Genomic DNA, 17,669 nt, shown 5'->3' with positions numbered 1-17,669 from the left:
GACCTAAACTAGTCGTCAGCACCGGCACGCGTGTTTGCGACATCGGCAAGTCGCATCACTGCCCAGCGCGCCGCGTCAGCAACGGTTTCGTTCTCATCATCAATCAACCCTTGCGCTATGGGCAGCAATCGGTCCGACCCTGAATTGCCGATTGCATAAAGCACATTGCGGACAAACCGATTGCGCCCGATCCGCTTGATGGGAGAACCAGAAAAACGCGCCCGGAACGCGGCATCATCCAATTGCGCAAGCTGGGCCAAATCAGGCGAAAAAAGATCGTCGCGGGCGTGGTACTTTACCTCTTCCGCGCGGCTGGCGAACTTATTCCAAGGACATACCGCAAGGCAATCGTCGCACCCATAGATCCGATTGCCCATCAAAGAGCGCAGATCCTCTTCAACGGGGCCGTGATGTTCGATCGTCAGATAAGAAATGCAGCGCCGTGCATCCAATTGGTATGGTGCGGGAAATGCATCGGTCGGGCAAACATCCAAACAGGCTCGGCACGACCCGCAGTGATCGACCTCGGGGGCGTCCGTCTTGAGATTTAGCGTCGTAAAAACTGAACCAATAAAAAACCATGACCCAAGATTCCGGGATACCAGGTTCGTGTGTTTGCCCTGCCACCCAAGTCCTGATGCTTGCCCCAAGGGTTTCTCAGGTACGGGTGCGGTATCGACAAATACCTTCACCTCGCCCCCGGCCTCGGCAATCAACCATCGGGCCAGCCGCTTGAGCCGCTTCTTGACCACGCCATGATAATCGCGGTTCTGCGCATAGACTGAAATCGCGGCCTGTTCGGGCTGTTCTAGCACCTCCAATGGATCATGCTCAGGGCCATAGTTTTCCGCCAGCACGATCACTGACTGCGCCTCAGGCCAAAGTACCTGCGGTGCGCCACGCCAGTGCGTGCGCTCAGCCAACCATCCCATCTGGCCTTGATGCCCGGCATCCAGAAACGCCTGCAGCCGCGCCGGCACATCCGGCACATCCCAAGGCCGACAGATGCGACAATCAGAGAAACCTTCTGCCAATGCCTGCGCCTTCAAACGTACCGTCAGCTCCAAGACACACCTTTGCTTCTTTAGGCCTGAAATACCTCAGTGGGTTTTGGGGGGCTGGCCCCACAATGGTGGATTTTTCGCCCGAAAAATCCGGCGCTCTTCAGAAATCCAGATCGGCATAATGCGGCGGCTGCGGAAAGCCCGGCACTTGATCCGCCAGGATAGACCGAAACGCGGGGCGCGACTTGATCTTAGCATACCAGTCCTTGACCGCATCACTGCGATTCCAATCCACATCACGAATATAGTCCAGCGACGACAAATGCGCGGCAGCAGCGAAATCAGCCAGCGTCATCGTATCGCCAGCCAACCAGCGGCGATGGTCGAGAAGCCACGCCATGTAATCCAAGTGATACTTGATCGCCTTGGCTCCGGCCTTGACGTTGCCGCTGTCTGGAAAGCCCTGCTTGGTGACCTTCTTGTTCACCCGCTCGTAAAGCAGTTTTGATGTCACCTCATTGTGGAACTTGTCATCGAACCAACCCACAAGGCGCCGCACCTCGTAGCGCGCATCAAGAGCCCGTGGCATCAAGGGGGGCTCTGGGTACTTTTCTTCAAGATATTCGCAGATCGCAGCACTCTCGGCCATTGTACGCCCGTCGATCTTGAGAACAGGCACTTTGGCGGCGGGGTTGCGGCGCAAGAAATCCGGGTCTTTTTCCCAATATTTCTCTTCCACCAATTCGCACTCAATCTTCTTTTCCGCGAGGCTCAACCGAACCTTGCGGCAAAACGGCGACAACGGAACATGATACAGTTTGGCCATGCGAAGCGGGTCCGGAAGATGTTGGGTCAATCAAACCCTAATTGCCGTGAAGCGACCTGCAATACAATGGTCCCACGCCGGTTTAATCTCAGACGCGCGGTTTTCGTCTCACTCGGCTTGGGTCATTCCTGAAAACAGGCGGCCCGTCCGTCTTGATTGATCGTCTCAGCGCCAGCCCTTATCGACCGCGCACGACGTTCGACGAAATTGCTGGGTCTTGATGCTGATCGGGTTTTGGGCGACGGCAACACCGCCGCCAGCCGCGCCGCCTGAAGCGCACTCAAATCACGGGCATTAACGCCAAAATAATGCACTGCTGCGGCCTGAACCCCAAAGACCCCTTCGTCGAATTCGGCCACGTTCAGATACAACTCAAGGATACGCCGCTTCGACCACATCGCCTCGGATACCGGGGTCAAAACGGCTTCCATCCCTTTGCGCACCCAGGATCGCTGCTGCCACAGGAACACGTTCTTGACCACTTGCTGCGAAATTGTCGACGCTCCACGCGCGCCCCCAGCTTCGATCGCGGCCTGGATCGCTTCCACGTCAAAACCCCAATGCAGGCAGAAATTGGCATCTTCTGCCGCGACAGCGGATCGGAACATCACTGGTGCAATCCGGTCTGCGTCAACCCACACTTGGTCAACTGGCGCACCCAGCCGGCGTCCCTCGGACCACATCGTGTGCGTTGTGGGCGGGTTGATCACGCCAAATAGCCCCACAAGGACAAGCGTCAGGATGATCAGTGCAAGCATCGTTCGAAAGCTCCACTTCATCAGCCAGCGATAGGGCGCAAGGATTTTGTCCACGAGAGTAGGCGGTTTGCTTTTGCGCGCACGTTTAGCCTTCGGCTTGTCCAGCCGAGGCCCTTGCTGAGATGACGATTTGGGTTTTCCACCTGCCATTGCAGGCACATTAGGCGTAACAGCCATGCAAGAAAACATCCCCTTCAGATCTCATCATTCACGTGGTTACGAACTGTATTCGGTGCAAACTGGGCATCCTCGTGGCAACACGATGAAACCTGTTTACTTTCGAACGATATCCAACAAGACCACAGTCATGATCCTGCTTCTTGTTATCCTTGCCTTTTACACCGCAAGCTTGTCTTTGGCGCTGGCCTATACCCATGCGCAGCAAGCGATTGTTCAAGGAATCGGCATTGCCGCCCTAGCCGCTATCGCCGCGCTGACCCTCTGGCTTTTGGTCTATGCCGGGTACATTGAGCCTTGGCTGTCAGTTGCGATGAGCGGTGCGATTGCCCTGCCGGGATTTATGATTGGCCTCGGGCTTGGCTTTGGGGGCCTGTTGCGCGTGACTGGTCAGAAAAGAGATTGGAAATTCTGGCTGACCTGCCTTGGCGCGGCCACACCCGCCGTTTTTGGCATTCTGACAATCTTGGCAAGCTAAACGCGTCATGGAACCGTCCTCCGTCCGATAGTGGGAACATGCGGTGCAAGGCGTTCCCAGATTTTGACCAAGCCAGCGCGATACTGCCGGATGGGCCGTTCAAACAGCGCCGCAAAGCCAAAGCAGATGGCCAAGGTCAGACCCAAAAGCCACAGCTGATATCCCGGCATTGTTTCGGGAAGTGTCGCATCCAAAAGATGCAGCGTTGGGTAATGCATGAGGTAGAGCGAAAAGCTCCCTCCTGCGACCCAACGGATTGATTTGGCAAGCGCCCTTTCCGGGCGGTTCTCCCATGTCGCTGCAAGGTGACGAACTCCAACCAGATGGAGAGCGAGGCACACCGCGATAACCGTGTTCCAAAGCACTTCGTTCGAATATACCAAAACGGCATGGTGATCATTTGGGGCCAGCAATCGGGCAGTCAGGCTTTCGAGGTCTGCAGGGATCGCTGACATCTTCATCGCAACCAATGCCACGATGCTGCCCACAGCCAACACCCACGACCGGGTTTGCCCGGCATCAGAGACGAGCGCAGAGGCGTGACGCCAGACCAGCACACCGATCCACCACGCAGGCAACAGCGCCAGCACGGGCGGGCCGACCAACAGAACCAGCGTCAACAAAACGGCGACACGAAGAGCGCCATTCAGGAACATCACAGCTCCGAAGATCAGATAAAACGCCACCTCATAGCTAAGCGACCAGATCGGCCCGTTTGTCCCCAGCCGCACCCAATCGGTGGTTCCGGTCCAAAGGTTGGTCACAGTCAAGCCACGCCACAGGAATTCACCCAAAGACAGTTCTTGATAATACGGAGCCGGATAGGCCGACAGATCGGTGGCGGTTCCAACGGCGTCAAAAACAACCGTCAGCAAGAGTGCCGGGATCAGCACCGACATAATACGTGTCACGCGGTTGAACGCATAACGCCCCAAGGTCCCGTCGCGCTGCGCAGCATAGGCGATGACCACGCCGGACAAGACAAAGAACACTGCAACCGCATCACTGGCCACGTTCCAGTCGCGCAGAAATTGGTAGTCGCCACCGGTAAATCGCACATGCGCCATATGCCCGAACAGCACCGTCAGCGCAGCCCCAGCCCGGAGCGTATCAAGCCACAAGGAAAAGCCCTGCGTCATGCGTGTGTCGTCCACTAGGGGGGTGCGTTCTGATGCACCTGCCTTGTGCAGTTTGGCCGTGATGGCCTCAAAGCTTTCGGCAAATGGTTTAAACAACGCTGCAACCAGCGTCGGATATGGTTGCTCCTTCCGATTACCCTCGGCGTCAGAGACACCGAATGTCAGGTCCTCGTAAGAATCCGGGATATAGAGCGTGCCGAACATCCAGTCCCAGATGGCAAAGATCGAACCATAGTTTTTATCGTGATGCTTTACCGCGACGGAATGGTGAATCTGATGCTGCGCTGGCGAAATTAGAATGTGTTCCAGAGCCCGCCCATAGCTGATCCAGATATGGCTATGTCGGAAATTCGCACCCAGTGCGTTGAACAGGAAATACGCTGCGTTCGCCCCACCAATCGTCAGCATGCTGAGCTCGCCCACAAGGAAATACAGCGCAAGACCTTGGGCAATCCCGACGAACAGGGTCATCAGCATCGAATTGATCATCGGCTCCAGCGGATGCACACGCTGAACGGTGAGCGGGGTCAGCACATCTGCGGAATGATGGACTGCATGAAACGGCCAAAGTGCGCGCCATTCGTGATGCGCGCGATGGGCCCAATATTTGCAAAAATCGGTCACGACCACGATGATGGCCGTCACAATCGCAATCCCCGCCCATGTCACAGGCGGCGGCGCGTAATCGGGTCCACCGAATTGTGCCAACAGCCCATACGCGACCGTGGTCGGGAAAAACACCGCGCCGAACACGCCCAGTACGGCAAAGAGGCGCGAGGCGAAGAACAGTTTGATATCCAAGAGGTTCGATTTGTGCCGATACACCTCTTTGGGCAACAACCACGATACGAAAGTGCCCGGGCTGCCCCTATATTTCCAGATCCCAAAGGCGATCAGGATCGTGCACGTAATGTAGAATATGGAATACCGTACATTCAGATCGAACGGCGCGTCCAGCGCGGCTGCGACAAAAGCCTGTAGTGTTTCCATATCCCGAACTCCAAATGGGTCCAGAGCGGGATAAAACGGCATTTGGGCAGTATTGAGGCCCGTTTTTGTTGCCAATACGTATTCAATGGCCTGAAACGAAACGACCCGGCGCATTGGCCGGGTCCTTCAGGTTCAGTGCGTTCTGCGTTTATTCCGCTGGAACTGATGTCTTTTCGATCCCCAATGGATGGCTAATCTTATCAAGCATCTCCTTTGGGCAAACCTGAACAAAGTTACCCAGTTCGAGGTCCCAATGTTGCAGGATATCCTGCGCCTTGCGACTCATGGTTTCGTCGACATGACGTTCGATCAAGCCCTTCAGCTCGCTAACCCAGTGATCAACCGTGACCGAACAGGTCACAAGACTCTCCATGTTCATGAGAGCCTGCGCTTTGCCTTCGGGGTCGTATAAATAGGCCATACCCCCGGTCATTCCCGCACCAAAGTTTGCACCAATATCGCCAAGAATCACCGCAACGCCGCCGGTCATGTATTCACAACCGTTCGATCCACAGCCCTCGACCACGACGCGCGCACCCGAGTTCCTAACTGCGAAACGCTCACCCGCGCGACCAGCGGCAAATAGGTAACCATCCGTCGCACCGTAAAGCACAGTATTGCCAATGATCGTATTCTCCGCAGCCACCAGCGGCGACATCATTGGCGGACGTACAACGATGGTACCACCGGAAAGGCCCTTGCCCACATAGTCATTCGCATCACCCGACACTTCGAGTTTCAATCCCGGAGCGGCAAACGCGCCCAGCGACTGACCAGCCGACCCGGTGAGTTTGACTGTCAAATGGTTCGGCTGCAGCGCGTTACGCATGCCAAACGATTTCACGATATGGCTCGATGTGCGTGTGCCGACAGTCCGGTGCGTGTTCTGGACAGCATAGGACAGCTGCATCTTCTCACCATCCTCAAGGAACCGCGCTGCATCGCGCACGATTTCGGCATCAAGCGTATCCGGTACTGCGTTGCGTGGGCGGGTACGATCATAGACGATGTCGTCCGACCCATCGACACGGATCAAGAGCGGATTGAGGTCCAGATCGTCAAGGTGATCCGACCCACGGCTGACCTGACTGAGCAGATCCGCACGGCCAATCACTTCGTCCAATGACTTGGCACCGATAGAGGCGAGCACATCGCGCACTTCCTGTGCATAGAAGGTGATCAGATTCACAACCTTGTCAGCGTTTCCGGTGAATTTTGCACGCAGGTCTTCGTCCTGCGTACACACACCAACCGGGCAGGTGTTGGACTGGCACTGACGCACCATGATGCAGCCCATCGCGATGAGCGCGGCTGTGCCGATGCCGTATTCTTCGGCCCCAAGCATTGCCGCCATGACGATGTCGCGCCCCGTGCGCAGGCCGCCATCGGTCCGCAGGGTCACACGATCCCGCAGCTTGTTCATCGACAGAACCTGATGAGCTTCGGTCAGACCCATTTCCCATGGCAGACCAGCATATTTGATCGACGTCGCAGGTGACGCACCTGTGCCACCGTTGTGACCCGAGATAAGGATCACATCCGCCTTGGCCTTGGCCACACCGGCGGCAATCGTGCCAACACCCGAAGACGCCACCAGCTTGACGGTCACCTTACAGCGCGGATTGATCTGCTTGAGGTCGTAGATCAGCTGCGCAAGATCTTCGATCGAATAGATGTCGTGATGCGGCGGCGGTGAAATCAGCGTCACACCCTTGGTCGAATGGCGCAGGCGGGCGATTAGGTCGGTGACTTTCATCCCCGGCAGCTGACCACCCTCACCGGGCTTGGCACCCTGGGCGACCTTGATCTCAAGCTCTTCGCACTGGTTCAGGTATTCTGCGGTCACACCAAAACGGCCAGACGCCACCTGCTTGATCTTTGCAGACGGGTTGTCACCATTGGGCTCCGGCACGAAATGCGCCGGGTCTTCACCGCCTTCACCGCTGTCGGACTTTGCGCCGATCCGGTTCATCGCAACGTTCAGCGTCTTGTGCGCCTCGGGCGATAATGCGCCCAGCGACATGCCCGGTGTCACGAACCGCTTACGGATCGACGTTATGGACTCGACCTGCTCCAACGGGATCGCGTCGCCTAGAGGCTTAATCGCCAACAGGTCGCGCAGATGGATCGGCGGGTTCGCTTGCATCGCCTTGGAGTAGGTCTTCCAGACCTCATATGACGCTTTATTGCACGCCATCTGCATTAGGTGCATCGTTTGCGCACCCCAAGCATGAGTTTCGCCAGATTTGCGCGCCTTGTAGAAACCACCAATCGGCAATACATCCTGACCACCCCAGAAGCCCAGCGCGTGGATTTCCTCGGCTTTGCGCTGAAGGCCGTTTAGGCCGATGCCCGAAATACGGCTCAGCATGCCGGGGAAGTACTCCGCACACATCGCGCGGCTCAGGCCCACGGCCTCAAAGTTCAGACCGCCGCGATAAGACGAGATGACCGAGATTCCCATCTTAGACATGATCTTGAGCAAGCCCTGATCAACGGCCTCGCGATACTTCGCAACAGCCTCGGTCAAGGTCAGGTCCAACAAACCGCGCTTAATCCGGTCTGCCAGCGAATCCTCGGCCAGATAGGCGTTCACAACGGTCGCACCTGCGCCGATCAGAACAGCAAAGTAATGAGGGTCGATACATTCTGCCGACCGCACATTGATCGAACAGAAGGTCCGCAAACCCTTGCGCGTCAAATGGCTGTGCACGGCACTGGTGGCAAGGATCATCGGCATCGCCACTTTGCCGTCGCCACAATACTCGTCTGTCAGAGTGATATGCCCAGCACCCGAACGCACCGCGTCTTCCGCCTCAGAGCGGATACGCTCCAGCGCCACCTGCAACGCCCCCTGTTCCCCGGTAGCCGGGAAGGTACAGTCGATCTCGCAGAGGCCGGCGTTAAAGTGGTTGGCCAGTTCCCTGAACTGCGCGTTGCCGACAAACGGACTATCAAGAACAAGGATCTCGGTCTGAGCGCTGGACTCGTCCAACACGTTCTTCAGGTTGCCGAACCGCGTCTTAAGGCTCATCACGCGGAATTCGCGCAAACTGTCGATCGGCGGGTTGGTCACCTGGCTAAAGTTTTGACGGAAATAGTGCGACAACGGGCGGTACTTTTTCGAAAGAACTGCAGAAGGCGTGTCATCACCCATCGAGGCCAACACCTCTTTGCCGTCTTCGGCCATCGGGGCCAGAACCTGCTCAATCTCTTCGATGGTATAGCCCGCCGCGATCTGACGACGGCGCAATTCGCCTGCCTCGAACATCGGCGCTTCGGTCACGCGACCCAGTTCTTCATCAAGTTCGTTGATCTTGCCGACCCATTCACCAAATGGCTGGCTGGCAGCCAGTTTGTTCTTGATCTCGAGGTCGTGGTACAGCTTGCCTTCTTTCATATCGACAGCAAGCAATTGCCCCGGCCCAAGCGCGCCCTTTTCACGCACAGTGCCTTCGTCGATCGGCACCATGCCCGCCTCGGAGCCAGCAATCAGCATTCCATCACCGGTCACGACATAGCGCATCGGACGCAGGCCGTTGCGGTCCAAACCGGCACAGACCCAACGACCATCGGTCATGGCAAGTGCGGCTGGGCCGTCCCACGGCTCCATCACCGAGTTGCAGTAGGAATACATGTCGCGCCACGCCTCGGGTAGTTCTATGGCCTGCTTCGACCACGACTCAGGCACCAGCATAGTCTTGGCCATCGGCGCATTGCGACCAGCGCGAACCAGCACTTCGAACACCGCGTCCAATGCCGCCGAATCCGACGCGCCATTTGCGATGATCGGCTTGATGTCTTCGGCCATGTCACCAAACGCAGACGATGCCATGCGGATCTCGTGGCTTTTCATCCAGTTGACGTTGCCCTTGAGCGTGTTGATCTCGCCATTGTGCGCCAACATGCGGAATGGCTGCGCCAACCACCACTGTGGGAAGGTGTTTGTCGAATAGCGCTGGTGATAGATCGCAAAAGCGCTCTCGAAGCGGTCATCTTGAAGGTCGGGATAGAACTCCGCCACCTGCTCGGCCAGCATCATGCCTTTGTAAATGATCGAACGGCATGACAGTGACGCAATATACAGTTGACCGACACCAGCCCCGGCAGCCGCCTTTTCGATCCGACGACGGATCACATACAGCTCGCGCTCAAAGGTCTCTTCGTCGACGCCTTTGGAGTTGGAAATGATGATCTGCTCAATCTCGGGCCGGGTCGCATTGGCCTTTTCACCAAGGCATCCCACGCTGACGGGCACATGCCGCCAGCCGTAAATGTAATAACCCATCCGCAAGACTTCGGTTTCGACAATCGTCCGGCACGTTTCCTGCGCGCTGAAATCGGTGCGCGGCAGGAACACCTGACCAATCGCCATCAATTCATCCATGCGCGGTGTGTGGCCCGTGCGTTCGATCTGGTCGTAAAAGAACGGTGCCGGGATCTGTACGTGAATGCCTGCACCATCGCCGGTCTTGCCATCCGCATCCACAGCGCCGCGGTGCCAGATCGCCTTGAGCGCGTCGATCCCCGCTTCGACCACCTTACGCGACGGCTTGCCATCAAGGCTGACCACAAGGCCAACGCCACAGGACGAGTGCTCGTCCTCTTCCGAATAGAGGCCATTCTCGGCCATCCACGTGCGCTTGGCTTCCTCGGAACGGACCCAATCTGCATCATACTTGGTCATGGCGTGTCTCCTTCGACAAAGGGATTATTCGCTTCGTATTGCGCCTGCGTGGCACGTTTGTGGTCGCCTTTCAGCTGCCCATAGGCAGGCGCGCGATCACAGTAAATCTCTGAGATCACCGGGAATGCATCTGCGTCTGTGAAAAGAGCAGGCACAAACTCGTAATCGTCTTCCGGTTCGTTGTTGCGCAGCCAAAGGTTGGTTCCGCACACTTCGCAAAATGCCCGCGTTGCAAAAGGCGTTGAGGCATAGGTCTTGACCGGACCTTCCACATGCACCGCCTCTGGCGACGCCATGAAATAACCGGTGATCGTCCCGGTCCAAACGCGACACTTCCTGCAATGGCATATGCCGACGGCGGCAACGTAATCGCCGTCGATGCCAACACGGGTCGCGCCGCACAAGCACATGCCGTCAAGCGTGCCGGTTCGGCGAAAAGGGGCGGCCAGGTCGCTCATTCCGCAGCGACGGCACTCGCACCGTTCAACTGCTGCAATACGGCTTCAGCACAATCGCGCCCATCGCGGATCGCCCAAACAACCAGCGACGCACCGCGCACGATATCACCGACGGCATAAACACCCGGCAACGCAGTCGCACCCGTCGTGAACTCGGCCTTGATCGTGCCCCAGCGGGTCACTTCAAGTTCAGGCACCCCCCAGAGCGTCGGCAGTTCTTCTGGCTCAAAGCCCAGCGCTTTAATGACGATATCCGCGGGCTCGATGTAATCCGAGCCTTCGATGACTTCAGGCATTTGACGACCTGTAGCGTCGGGCAAGCCCAGACGCATCCGTTCCACGATCACACCATCCACCGGATCACCAGTAAAGCCTTTAGGCGCAGTCAGCCATTCGAACTGCACGCCTTCTTCCTCGGCGTTCTGCACTTCGCGCTGCGAACCCGGCATGTTGGCACGGTCACGGCGATACAGACACTTCACAGATTCGGCACCCTGACGGATCGCTGTACGGACACAGTCCATTGCGGTGTCTCCGCCGCCGATCACGACGATCTTCTTGCCTTCGGCGTTCAGCTTGCCACTGTCGAATTCGGATACGTCATCACCAAAGCTCTTGCGGTTCGACGCGGTCAAATAATCTAGCGCCTTAACGATACCATCAGCACCAGAGCCGGGCCCGACAAGATCGCGCGACTTGTAAACGCCAGTCGCAATGATGACTGCATCATGCTGTTCGCGGATGTCTTCGAACGACATATCCTCGCCAATGTTGCAGTTCAGAACAAAGCGGACACCGCCCTTTTCCAACTGCTCATTGCGGCGCATGACGACTGGCTTTTCCAGCTTGAACCCCGGAATGCCATAGGTCAGCAAACCACCGGCGCGGTCATACCGATCATAGACTGTGACCTGCACACCCTGACGGCGCAGCACGTCGGCCGCTGCCAAGCCACCTGGTCCCGCCCCGATGATGCCAACGCTTTCCTTACGTTCCTGCGCGGGCTTGATCGGCAGAACCCAGCCTTCTTCCCACGCTGTATCGGTGATGTACTTCTCGACTGACCCGATGGTGACAGTGCCATGGCCGGATTGTTCGATCACACAATTGCCTTCGCACAGGCGGTCCTGCGGGCAAATACGGCCACAGATTTCGGGGAAGGTGTTGGTGGCCTGGCTGACCTCATAGGCCTCTTGCAAACGGCCCTCGGCTGTCAGGCGCAACCAATCGGGGATGTTGTTGTGAAGCGGGCAATGCGACTGGCAATATGGCACACCGCATTGGGAACAGCGGCTCGACTGTTCCTTGGCCTTGGCATCCGCGTATTCTGCGTAAATCTCATGAAAGTCCTCACGCCGCTCATCGGCAGCACGCTTTGTGGGCATGTCGCGTTCAACTTTGACGAACTTCAACATCGGCTGCTTTGCCATGACTTACGTCCTTCCCTTCATGTGGTCGCGCTTAGTTATAGAAGAGTAGCATGAAAGAAAAGTCACTTATGCTGACCTATTTTTCGTATTTTCGCCGCCAACATCTGAAACTTTTGCTGCAATGCAGCTATTTTAGGTCCGGTTCGGACTTAAAATAATCCTTCCTATTGGTTTTACAGGCTTTATACCCAAGGCGAAATTCGCACCCGGACGTCATGACATGGCCCTGACCCACCTGCTTATCCTCGCTTTGATTCAGGGCGTTACGGAATTCTTGCCGATCTCGTCATCCGGACACCTGATTCTACTGCCGAATCTGACCGGTCTGACCGATCAAGGACAGGCTTTAGACGTCGCTGTGCATGTCGGCACATTGGTTGCAGTAGTACTCTATTTTTGGTCCGATGTTAAGGTCGTGACCACCGGAGTGGGGCGGCTGGCAAGAGGTCGGATCGACACCCAAGGTGCGTTTTGGGCGCTTTGCCTGCTCATTGCAACGATCCCAGTCGTCCTATGCGGCCTTGCGCTCAAGCTTTCGGGCTACAACGACGTGTTGCGCTCAACGGCAGTGATCGGCTGGACGATGTTGATATTCGGTGTCGTACTCTACTGGGCCGACCAATCAGGCCCAACCGTCAAGAAAGCCGCAAACTGGAGCATCAAGGACGCCGCGATCATGGGCCTCTGGCAAGCGCTCGCCCTGATCCCCGGCACATCACGATCAGGCATCACAATCACCGCGGGCCGCCAATTAGGCTATGACCGCGAGAGTGCCGCACGGCTTGCGATGCTGATGTCGATCCCGACAATCCTTGCTTCGGGCACATTGCTTGGGGTCGAGGTCGCGCAAGAGGCCAATATGGCCATATTACGAGACGCCGCAATCGCAGCCGTTTTTGCGTTCCTCGCGGCATTGGCCGCGCTGACGCTTATGATGCGCCTGCTGAAATCAGTAAGCTTCACGCCTTACGTGATCTACCGCGTGGTTCTTGGCGTGATCCTGTTGATTATCGCCTATACGTGACCACATCCGCGCATTTTCGGTCTATCGAAAGCCGTGGTGCGTCAACGCATCATCCGCCTAGACTCGATGATAGGGTGATCCCGCGACAATTGACGCCGCCCGATACAGTTGTTCGGCGATCATCACCCGAACAAGCTTGTGCGGCCACACCATCTTGCCGAAAGACAGCAGCATATCCGCATCACCGCGCAACGACGGGTCGATGCCATTAGCACCACCAATGACAAAAGTCACGTCCGGTCGCCCTTGATCGGCCCATCCTTGAAGCTTTTTGGCAAAATCGGGCGAGGACATCAGCGTTCCCCGCTCATCCAGACAGACAATCAAAGACCCGGTCGGGATGGACGACCGCAAAAGCAGCGCTTCCGCCGCCATCCCACCGTTCTTCTTGTCTTCAACCTCGGCCTCGCCCTCAAAGCGCCAGCCAAGCCCACGCCCGGTCTGCGAAAACCGGGAGAGGTAGTCATCAACCAGCGCGCGTTCCTCTGATCGGCCCGCAAGCCGACCTACCGCGCGAAGATGAACCCGCATCCTAGTTGGTCAGTGCCGTCCCAGCCGGGAGCCACATCTTTTCCAACTGGTAAAATTCGCGCACCTCGGGACGGAAAATGTGAACAATCACATCACCCGTATCGATCAGCACCCAATCGCCGGTTTCCTTGCCCTCGACCTTGGACAGGATCCCGCGCTCGGACTTGAGCATCTCAAGCAGCTTTTCAGCCAAAGCAGACACCTGACGGGTCGACCGACCCGAGCATACAACCATGTAGTCGCCAATCGACGTTTTTCCGCGCAAGTCGATCTGCACGATGTCTTCGGCTTTGTTGTCGTTAAGTTCAGAGAGAATCGCCGCGAGCGTCGCGTCGCTGGCTGATCCGTTTCCGGGCGTGCCCGTCATTGGCAGACCCCCGTCCGTGGCATGTGCCACATCCGATTGAAGAGACAGGACATCGTCCTCCTAAGTATACACGCCGTTCCGCCCCGGCGCTGGGTATTACAAAAATAACACTGCATCAGTGGATTCTCAATGACCCTTGCGAAAATTGGCAATCATGCGCCGTACGGAACCCAGACCGTCTTGGTTTCGGTCGCCGCAGCAAGGAACAGACGCCCCTCGCCATCGGGCCCCATCCAATCGCGCGAGCAGCCGTTATTCACCCATGTTCGCTTAAGATTCAACGCAGCCCCACGTTCGATCTCGGCAGACAGGTCGGACGACGAAAACGACCAAACGGCCTCCAGATCCATATGTTGCGCAAATGTCGTGGCCAACTCTGCGTGACGTCCTGTCAGGATGTTGACCACGCCTCCGGGCACGTCTGACGTGTCAAGCACCTGATAGAAATCCGTCGCCGCCAGCGGGAACGGTTCCGACGCCACAAGCACGACGCGATTGCCCATCGCGATGGCCGGTGCCATCACCGACACAAGACCCAGAAGCGGATAATCATCCGGGCAAAAAGCCCCAATCACGCCGCAGGGGCCTCGCATCGCAAGGGCCACACCCCGCAAAGGCACCTGCGCCACGCGCCCGTCAAACTTGTCCGCCCAAGCACCATAAGTGAACAGTCGATTGACCGAGGCGTCCACCTCTTTCGCGCCGGTACGTCCGCCCGTCATCTGGTTGATCCGCGTGGCAAACTCTTCTTTCCGGGCGGCCAAATTCTCGGCGATGTAATAGAGGATCTGCGCCCGCAGATGCGCGGTTGTTCCAGCCCAGCCTTTCGCACCGCGCGCCGCTTCAACAGCGTTGCGTACGTCTTTACGGTTCGCCAAGGGCGCTTGCCCGATCAGCTTGCCCGCTTTGGAAAACACCTCATAGGCATAGCCCCCGTCAGGCCGCGCTTGCTTACCCCCGACATAGAGCTTTGCCGTCCGGTCCACGGCCTGAGGCTCCGTATCGGGTCCACTGCTAAAGCCTTCAATTTTGCCCAGCGCTTTGCCCGTACCGCAGGGTTTGGTGTAGGCCATCATCCCTTCGGCCCCACCTTCACGCCCAAACCCACTTTCGCGCACGCCACCGAACGGTGCTGCCGCATCAAACATATTGGTTCCATTGATCCAAACCACACCCGCTGCCAGCTTCGGCGCGATGTCTAAAGCGACGTTGATATTCTCGGACCACAAAGTTGCCGCCAACCCATAGCGCGTGTTGTTCGCCAAATCGACCGCCTCAGATGGCGTGCGGAACGTCGTCCCTACAAGAACCGGCCCAAAGATCTCTTCCTGCATCAGCGCATCCGCCGTGCTTAGCCCAGTGATCAGCGTCGGTGGATAGAAGCACCCCGTTTCCGGCAACTCGCAATTCGCGCGATAGGTCTCGCCCGCGCTGTTACTGTCGACCAGACCTGTGATGGTTTCCAACTGCTTGGGGTCAACAATCGCGCCGACATCGATCGACTTGTCCAACGGCGACCCGACCCGCAGCTTGTCCATCCGCGCTTTCAGCTTGGTATGGAACCGATCAGCAACGCCTTCCTGCACCAAAAGGCGCGAGCCTGCACAGCAGACCTGTCCTTGATTGAACCAGATCGCATCGACCAGCCCTTCGACTGCGCTGTCCAGATCCGCATCCTCGAAGACAATATACGGGGACTTGCCGCCCAGCTCTAAGGTCAGCGCCTTGCCCGATCCCGCGGTCGCCTCTCGAATACGCCGCCCCACCGCCGTCGATCCGGTGAACGCCACCTTGTCCACGCCGGGATGTGTGACAATCATTTCACCCACAGCGCCATCACCGGTCACGATATTGACCACCCCTTTCGGCAGCCCGGCCTGACGGCAGATATCGGCAAACAACAGCGCAGTGAGCGAGGTGTATTCCGCTGGTTTCAAAACCACCGTATTGCCGGCAGCCAATGCCGGAGCGACCTTCCACGCCAACATGAGCAGCGGGAAATTCCAGGGCACCACCTGCCCACAAACGCCATGTGCCTCCCGCTCGGGAAATTCGCTGTCGAACAACTGTGCTTGCCCAGCGTGATAGTAGAAATGCCGCTGCGCCAAAGGCACGTCGATATCCCGGCTCTCACGGATCGGCTTGCCGTTGTCCAAGGTCTCCAGCACTGCAAACAGCCGCGCATGTTTCTGCATGAGCCGCGCAATTGCATAGATGTACCGCGCACGGCCTGCACCGCCCAGCTTGGCCCAAGCCCTTTGCGTCTTTCGGGCGGCTGCAACAGCGGCATCGACATCCGCTTGCGACGCCTGAGACACATGCGACAGCACCTCGCCCGTTGCAGGATTGCGGCTTTCGAACACATCACAGGGGTCGGTAATCGCACCGTAGATGAAATGTCCAAACCGATCCCCCTGATCGACCAGCCATGCCAATGCGTCGCCTGCCGATTCCGGCGCGGTCCCGTAGTCCATACTCTCAAAAATCTCTTGCACGGTCATTGGAAGGTGCCTTTCAAAAGCAGGAAAACAACATAGCCCAGCCACAGGATCGCAACGCTGCGGACAACCCATTCCACCCGACGTGTGCGATCATGCAGTACCGCAAATCGCTGCAAGGCATCCGGCGGATCGGCTGGAGGGTCAAACGCAGGTTCAGGCCCTAGCATACGTTGCATCAAAGTCGGCAAGTCGCGCACAGCACGCTTCAGCTTGCGGCGCCGCCAATTCTGCGCACCAAGCCACATCAGCGCTGACAGGCCAAACAACAAAACAACCGGATTATTGCCCATTGCGCCGCCTCATCCCGCTGCATGTCGCCAAGACGCCGAATAAGCCCCCGTGACGTGATGCTCCAACTGGCGTTCGATATCCCCCAAAAGGGACGACGCCCCAAAACGGAAGAGATCATTGTGCAGCCAATGATCCCCCAACTCCTCTTTCAACAAAGCCAGATACACCAACGCATCTTTCGCTTTTGAAATTCCGCCAGCCGGTTTGTAGCCAACGCGATACCCGGTCTCTTCGAAATAATCGCGGATTGCCCGGATCATCACCAGGGACACTGGCAGCGTAGCATTGACACTTTCCTTGCCGGTCGAGGTCTTGATGAAATCGGCCCCCGCCATCATGCAAACCAAAGATGCACGCGCGACATTCTGCAACGTGCCCAATTCGCCCGTCGCCAGAATGGCCTTCACATGCGCTTCACCACAGGCAGCACGGAAGGCCCGCATCTCGTCATAAAGCGCCTGCCAATTGCCAGTCAGCACATGCCGGCGCGATATCACGATGTCGATCTCGGCGGCTCCGGCTTTCACGCTCTCCTCGATCTCGGCCACCCGCAGGTGAAAAGGCGAAAGGCCCGCCGGGAACCCCGTGCTGACTGCAGCAACCGGAATCCCCGACCCGGCCAACGCGTCAACGGCCGCTTCGACCATATCGTGGTATACACAGACTGCTCCAACGGTCAGCCCGTCCATACCAAGCGTATTCAAAAGATCAGCCCGCACCGGCTGCCGTGCCTTCGCACAAAGTCGCGCGACGCGTCCAACCGTGTCATCGCCAGCCAGCGTCGTGAGATCGATACAAGTCACGGCCCGGCAAAGCCATGCCGCCTGATGATCTTTCTTGACCGACCGCCGCCCCGGCAATGTCGCCGCGCGCCGTTCAATGGCAGACCGGTTCGCTGTCGCACGCATCACCCAATCAAGGTCCAACCCCATCCCCTGATTGCGCACCTCAAGCGTCTGCGGCAAATGCAAGGTCTCTGTCTGCGATGTCTGAGTTTGCATGAAACAC

At 57.5% G+C, this 17,669-nt stretch carries 14 protein-coding genes; 2 read left to right on the top strand and 12 right to left on the bottom strand.

The window, feature by feature from the left end; genetic code table 11:
- Positions 1 to 8 precede the first annotated feature (8 nt).
- From queG to mtgA, 3 genes are all read right to left on the bottom strand, one after another.
- Entirely contained in the window at positions 9 to 1,067 is a 1,059-nt protein-coding gene (gene queG / locus ACTG4M_RS01920) for a tRNA epoxyqueuosine(34) reductase QueG (RefSeq protein WP_439121940.1), read from the bottom strand.
- Positions 1,068 to 1,164: 97 nt separating this feature from the next.
- Positions 1,165 to 1,830 carry an FtsZ-binding protein FzlA gene (fzlA, locus tag ACTG4M_RS01915; RefSeq protein WP_439121939.1) on the bottom strand — a complete coding sequence of 222 codons (666 nt, stop codon included), beginning with the start codon at positions 1,828 to 1,830 and terminating at the stop codon, positions 1,165 to 1,167.
- A 122-nt stretch (positions 1,831 to 1,952) separates the two neighbouring features.
- Positions 1,953 to 2,738, bottom strand: a complete 786-nt coding sequence (gene mtgA, locus ACTG4M_RS01910) for a monofunctional biosynthetic peptidoglycan transglycosylase (protein ID WP_439122006.1) — start codon at positions 2,736 to 2,738, stop codon at positions 1,953 to 1,955.
- A 157-nt stretch (positions 2,739 to 2,895) separates the two neighbouring features.
- Here mtgA and ACTG4M_RS01905 point away from each other — a divergent pair, with 157 nt between their 5' ends.
- Positions 2,896 to 3,243, top strand: a complete 348-nt coding sequence (locus tag ACTG4M_RS01905; protein WP_439121938.1) for a hypothetical protein — start codon at positions 2,896 to 2,898, stop codon at positions 3,241 to 3,243.
- 5 nt (positions 3,244 to 3,248) lie between these two features.
- On the opposite strand, the gene ACTG4M_RS01900 is transcribed toward ACTG4M_RS01905, so the two are convergent.
- Genes ACTG4M_RS01900 through ACTG4M_RS01885 form a run of 4 tightly spaced genes read right to left on the bottom strand, consistent with a single transcriptional unit; the run spans position 3,249 to position 11,947 of the window.
- A complete protein-coding gene (locus tag ACTG4M_RS01900; protein ID WP_439121937.1) occupies positions 3,249 to 5,486 on the bottom strand; it encodes a sterol desaturase family protein in 2,238 nt (745 codons plus the stop codon).
- Positions 5,487 to 5,520: 34 nt separating this feature from the next.
- On the bottom strand, positions 5,521 to 10,059 hold the full coding sequence (gene gltB, locus ACTG4M_RS01895) for a glutamate synthase large subunit (protein ID WP_439121936.1): 4,539 nt from the start codon (positions 10,057 to 10,059) through the stop codon (positions 5,521 to 5,523).
- Positions 10,056 to 10,517 carry a GFA family protein gene (locus tag ACTG4M_RS01890; protein ID WP_439121935.1) on the bottom strand — a complete coding sequence of 154 codons (462 nt, stop codon included), beginning with the start codon at positions 10,515 to 10,517 and terminating at the stop codon, positions 10,056 to 10,058. The genes gltB and ACTG4M_RS01890 overlap by 4 nt, the downstream gene beginning before the upstream one ends.
- The gene (locus tag ACTG4M_RS01885) at positions 10,514 to 11,947 is read right to left on the bottom strand and encodes an NAD(P)-dependent oxidoreductase (protein WP_439121934.1); all 1,434 of its coding nucleotides are present in this window, start codon (positions 11,945 to 11,947) and stop codon (positions 10,514 to 10,516) included. Before ACTG4M_RS01885 ends, ACTG4M_RS01890 begins: the two co-directional genes overlap by 4 nt.
- A 220-nt stretch (positions 11,948 to 12,167) precedes the next feature.
- Between ACTG4M_RS01885 and ACTG4M_RS01880 the strand changes: the two genes are divergently transcribed.
- Positions 12,168 to 12,971, top strand: a complete 804-nt coding sequence (locus ACTG4M_RS01880; RefSeq protein ID WP_439121933.1) for an undecaprenyl-diphosphate phosphatase — start codon at positions 12,168 to 12,170, stop codon at positions 12,969 to 12,971.
- A 57-nt stretch (positions 12,972 to 13,028) separates the two neighbouring features.
- Here ACTG4M_RS01880 and rlmH read toward each other — a convergent pair whose 3' ends face one another.
- The 5 genes from rlmH to deoC all read right to left on the bottom strand — a co-directional run bounded on the left by rlmH (position 13,029) and on the right by deoC (position 17,662).
- A complete protein-coding gene (gene rlmH / locus ACTG4M_RS01875) occupies positions 13,029 to 13,502 on the bottom strand; it encodes a 23S rRNA (pseudouridine(1915)-N(3))-methyltransferase RlmH (protein ID WP_439121932.1) in 474 nt (157 codons plus the stop codon).
- Position 13,503: 1 nt separating this feature from the next.
- A complete protein-coding gene (gene rsfS, locus ACTG4M_RS01870) occupies positions 13,504 to 13,869 on the bottom strand; it encodes a ribosome silencing factor (protein ID WP_439121931.1) in 366 nt (121 codons plus the stop codon).
- Positions 13,870 to 14,021: 152 nt separating this feature from the next.
- A complete protein-coding gene (locus ACTG4M_RS01865; protein ID WP_439121930.1) occupies positions 14,022 to 16,370 on the bottom strand; it encodes an aldehyde dehydrogenase family protein in 2,349 nt (782 codons plus the stop codon).
- Positions 16,367 to 16,660 carry a hypothetical protein gene (locus ACTG4M_RS01860; RefSeq protein ID WP_439121929.1) on the bottom strand — a complete coding sequence of 98 codons (294 nt, stop codon included), beginning with the start codon at positions 16,658 to 16,660 and terminating at the stop codon, positions 16,367 to 16,369. The genes ACTG4M_RS01865 and ACTG4M_RS01860 overlap by 4 nt, the downstream gene beginning before the upstream one ends.
- 9 nt (positions 16,661 to 16,669) lie before the next feature.
- Positions 16,670 to 17,662 (bottom strand): deoxyribose-phosphate aldolase, encoded by a 993-nt coding sequence (gene deoC / locus ACTG4M_RS01855; protein ID WP_439121928.1) that lies wholly within the window; start codon positions 17,660 to 17,662, stop codon positions 16,670 to 16,672.
- Between the last annotated feature and the right edge of the window lie 7 nt (positions 17,663 to 17,669).

Origin of the sequence: Marivita sp. (genome assembly GCF_965656765.1) — a bacterium.
GTDB lineage: Bacteria > Pseudomonadota > Alphaproteobacteria > Rhodobacterales > Rhodobacteraceae > Marivita.
The sequence above is the reverse complement of the archived record's forward strand: the minus strand, read 5'-3'. Positions and strand labels throughout refer to the sequence as shown.